The organism is Deinococcus marmoris, from assembly GCF_001949125.1.
Lineage (GTDB): Bacteria > Deinococcota > Deinococci > Deinococcales > Deinococcaceae > Deinococcus > Deinococcus marmoris_A.
On sequence record NZ_MSTI01000033.1, the window covers coordinates 1 to 3,890 of the forward strand.

General features: G+C 60.6%; 6 protein-coding genes and 1 pseudogene. All 7 read left to right on the forward strand.

Going from position 1 to position 3,890, the window contains the following annotated elements:
- Positions 1–360 (forward strand): Tn3 family transposase (locus BOO71_RS04785; RefSeq protein ID WP_139322752.1); only part of this gene is annotated, 360 nt, incomplete at its 5' end.
- Positions 361–411: 51 nt separating this feature from the next.
- A complete protein-coding gene (locus BOO71_RS04790; RefSeq protein ID WP_254843021.1) occupies positions 412–1,242 on the forward strand; it encodes an RNA-guided endonuclease InsQ/TnpB family protein in 831 nt (276 codons plus the stop codon).
- 159 nt (positions 1,243–1,401) lie between these two features.
- Positions 1,402–1,815: a transposase gene (locus tag BOO71_RS29155; protein WP_175607365.1), complete on the forward strand. Its 414-nt coding sequence runs from the start codon at positions 1,402–1,404 to the stop codon at positions 1,813–1,815.
- Positions 1,707–2,231 carry an IS5 family transposase gene (locus BOO71_RS26265; protein WP_083653005.1) on the forward strand — a complete coding sequence of 175 codons (525 nt, stop codon included), beginning with the start codon at positions 1,707–1,709 and terminating at the stop codon, positions 2,229–2,231. The genes BOO71_RS29155 and BOO71_RS26265 overlap by 109 nt, the downstream gene beginning before the upstream one ends.
- A gap of 26 nt (positions 2,232–2,257) precedes the next feature.
- Entirely contained in the window at positions 2,258–3,157 is a 900-nt protein-coding gene (locus BOO71_RS04800) for a replication initiator protein A (RefSeq protein ID WP_254843023.1), read from the forward strand.
- Positions 3,102–3,566 carry a hypothetical protein gene (locus BOO71_RS28650; protein ID WP_254843022.1) on the forward strand — a complete coding sequence of 155 codons (465 nt, stop codon included), beginning with the start codon at positions 3,102–3,104 and terminating at the stop codon, positions 3,564–3,566. The genes BOO71_RS04800 and BOO71_RS28650 overlap by 56 nt, the downstream gene beginning before the upstream one ends.
- A gap of 117 nt (positions 3,567–3,683) precedes the next feature.
- Positions 3,684–3,890 (forward strand): annotated as a pseudogene (locus tag BOO71_RS04805) (IS4 family transposase); the annotation flags it as partial.

The following is a 3,890-nucleotide window of genomic DNA, read 5'->3' on the forward strand; positions in this document are numbered from 1 at the left end:
CAGCTCAACCGGGGCGAGCAGCGCCACTCTGTGGCGCGGGCCGTGTTCTACGGCCAGAAGGGCGAGTTGCGGCAGAAGTACCGCGAGGGTATGGAAGACCAGCTTGGGGCGCTGGGACTGGTGGTCAACGCCATCGTGCTGTGGAACACCCGCTACATGCAGGTGGCACTGGATGACCTGAAAAGCACCGGGCATCCGGTACTGGAGGCGGATGTGGCCCGGCTGACGCCTTTGCTGCATGACCATATCCATATGCTCGGCAAGTACGACTTCACGCTCTCACCGGAGGTGGCCCAGGGCCAGCTCAGACCCCTGCGCGACCCGTCTTCGCTGGAGGAATACCTGAACCGAATTCCTTAGCGCAGGTTTCGGTTCCTAGTCTCAGGTCACCCCAAGCACCTGGACTACATCGTGCAGGGTGCGGAAACGGGGGCGGCCAAGCTCTATTACCAGAAGTCCAAGAAGCAGTATTACCTGATCGTTGCCCTGAGCATCACCCTTCCAGACCCGCAGCCCACGGACCACCCGCGCATCGTTGGGGTGGACGTGGGTCAGCGGTATCACTTCGTCGCCACCGACATGAACGGGCAGAGCCTGTTTAAGAAAGGGGCGGCAGTCCGCCAGCGAAAAGACCAGTTTGCTCGTACAATCAAATCCCTCCAGCGCAAAGGCACCCGTTCCGCAACAAGGCGACTCGTCGCTCTGTCGGGCCGGGAAAGACGGTTTGTCGCTGATCGTAACCATGTGTTGAGCAAGATGCTCTTGACTCGTTTTCCCGGCGCAATCTTTGGCCTGGAGGACCTGACGAATATCCGTGAACGCACCGAGGGGCGCAGTAACCCGAAGGCCAGCAAGAAGGCCAAGCGGGTGAAGCGTCGCCGTTCCCAGTGGAGCTTTCAGGAGTTGCAGTTCAACCTCGCCTATAAGGCTCCGCTGTACGGGAGTCTCGCAGTCAAGGTTGACGCCAATTACACCAGCCAGTCCTGCCCGAAGTGCGGCCACTGTTCCAAGGGGAACAGGCCGAACGCGGGGCTGATGTTTGTGTGTGAGGTGTGCGGTCATACGGGTCACTCCGACAGGGTTGCGAGTGTGAATATCGCTTTACGAACAATGCTTGTCCGGCAAGACTGGATGAGCACGGGGTCCTTATCAATAACCCCTGATGTGTCGGATGTTGAAGTCAAAGCCGCTCGCCTTTCGAGGTATGCGGAACTGCGATGGAATCCAGACACAAACCCGTGACTTTAGTCATGGGTGATTGATAACGGTATGGTCTCAGCGGAGTTCGGCACGTAGGCTGAGGGTTCCAGAGGACATGTGACTAAGAGCCTATTAGGAAAGTGATAGGCTAAGCGCCTGACGACGACTTAACCTCACCAAGCTCAGATTGACGCCCAATCCGTGATCTGGGAAGCTTCCGATGCCCTCTGGGAGAGGATTGCACCACTCCTGATCATTGACAAACCCCGCAAAAAAAGTGGACGCCCACCCTGCGACGCACGGCCTATTTTCAATGGTCTGATCTGGCTGGCCCGGACGGGCAGCCATTGGAGCCAGCTCCCTGCCCATTACGGCGCGGTCACTACCGCTCACAACCGCTACAGTGCCTGGGTGGAATATGGCTGTCTGGGGCGTGTTTGGGCCGTACTCCTGAAGGAGTACGGTGACGTCATTGGGATCGAATGGGAGTGGCAATCTGCTGACGGGTGCCTCGTGAAAGCCCCGCTCGGAAAAAAGGGGCTTCCGGCGTACCGGAGGCCACCGGGAGCAATCCGACAGACCGGGGCAAGGCTGGAGCCAAGCGAACGCTCCTGACCGACGGCAAGGCCATTCCCCTGGCGGTGGTGCTGTGCGGAGCGAATCGACACGACAGCCAGATGCTGGCTGAAGTTCTGGATGCAGTGGTCGTGCCACTTTCTGACGACGATCAGGAGCGGCAGCTGTGTCTGGATCGGGGGTACGACACCCCGACGTGTCGAGCAGCAGTGGCAACACGTCGAATGACGGCGCATATTCCCAAAAAAGCCAGTGTGACTGGGCCGCTTCCTGCTCCGGGGAACCCGGAGCGTCATCCACCACGCCGATGGGTCGTAGAGGTGGGTCATGCCTGGTTCAATCGTTTTCATCAATTGCTGATCCGCTGCGAGAAGCAAGCAGCTCACCACCTGGGATTTGTTCAGCTTGCTGCGGCGTTGATCATTTGGCGCAAGTTGGCTCCACTTTCCGAATAGGCTCTAAGACGCAGGCGCAGGACGTGATGCTCAGAGAGGATCTGAACGTCACCCAGCTTGGTCTGATTTCCATTCAGCGCAAGATCGCCGACGACTACACCTCGTGGAAGGTTGCCTTTGAGCGCGCCGGCATCGAGAGCGAGGTCGAATGCAACGGTGCCCAGAAGTACGGCGTGCCGCACGGTATCGACAACGATTCTTACCTGGCCCTTCAGGAGCTGTACATCGAACAGGGCTGCGCTGAAGACGGTCGGGTGGCCTTTACCATGTACCGTCTGCTGCAGCTGTGCGGCCTCGAGGACAGCTGCGCCAATCGGCGCATGATGCGCGAGAGTCTCGAACGCCTGAGCGCCACCCAGTACTGGATCAGCGGCGCCTGGCGCAGCCACGAGAACGACGACTGGGTTACCGTGGGGTTCCGACTGATCGAGAAGCTGGCTTTCACGCGCAGCAGACGGGACTCAGGCGGGGCCCAGGCGATTGCCGTGTCGCTGCCGGCGGAACTGACGCGCAATATCCGCAATGGCTATTTCAAACCCGTGAGCACCACGCTGATGCGTCAGCTCGGACAGCCGGCCCGCGCCGCGTACCGGGTGATCGATTCTCTGCGGCATGACCCGGTGCAGCATCACCTGAAGACCGGCACGCTGCAACTGCCGCTGATGGATCTGGCGCAGCGCTGCGGGATTGCAGCGGCCCGACAAGATCCGGCGGACCCTGGAGCCGATTCACACCACGCTGCTGGAGTCTGGGTACCTGCAAGACGTGCAGATCACCGGGCGTGGGAAGGGCCAGACCGTGAGCTACATCTTTGGTTGGATGGCGCCGGAACCCAACGGCGAGCTGGTGGCGCTGCTGATGGAGCTGAGAGTGCCGCTGGTGGCTGCCAGGAAGGCCGCGCTCGATTACCCGGAAAGGGTCCGTGACGCCGTGACACTGGTCAGGGCGATCCTGGGGCGTGGATACAAGCCGGCCAACAAGGTGGGCTTCGTGCTTGACGTCGTGCGGTCCTACGGAACGGGCAAGTACGCCTGGCCCGAGGAAGCGTCGCGTCCAGTGCTGGCGGCGCCCAGCGTGCGTGCCCACACTGTTTCCAGCGACGAGGAACCCTCTGAAGTGCAGGCCAGTGCTGAAGACCTGGCGCGGACCCTGACGTTCCTGCTCAAGGGTGAAGGGCTGCAGCGTGACGCCCTGGCCAGGCTGCCGGTTGAAACGCTGCAGGACGCCCACCGGCAGGTTGTGGGTCTTCCCCGCGATGCGCGTCAGGGGGTGGCCGACTTGCTCAGGGCCCTGTCTGCAGAGGCTCAGTACCCGACACTTTTTAGAGGGACTTGAAATTCATCGTCCAGTACGCGAGAACAGAGCGCGTCTTGTCCATCTCTGAAATCGCTGAGTCTGTGCCTCTTCTCTCATTTTCCTGAATACCGCAAAAATCAGGTGGAGCTGCTCGCCATGCTCGTCCTGGCGCTGGTTCAAGCCAAAGACGTTCGCCACGCTGCACTGGCCGAGCGTTGCTCTGGCAACGCTCGAACGGCCTCAGTCATCCGCAAGATCGAGCGATTCTTTGACAAGCATCCGCTCTGTCCGCTGGACGTCGCCCGCCTGGTTCTGGCGTTGTTGCCGGATGCCAAGCCCCGCGAATTCAGCCTGGACCGCACA

Excerpts from the sequence above, each read along its gene's own strand:
- BOO71_RS04800 (WP_254843023.1), top strand. The coding sequence starts at position 2,258 with ATGCTCAGAGAGGATCTGAACGTCACCCAGCTTGGTCTGATTTCCATT.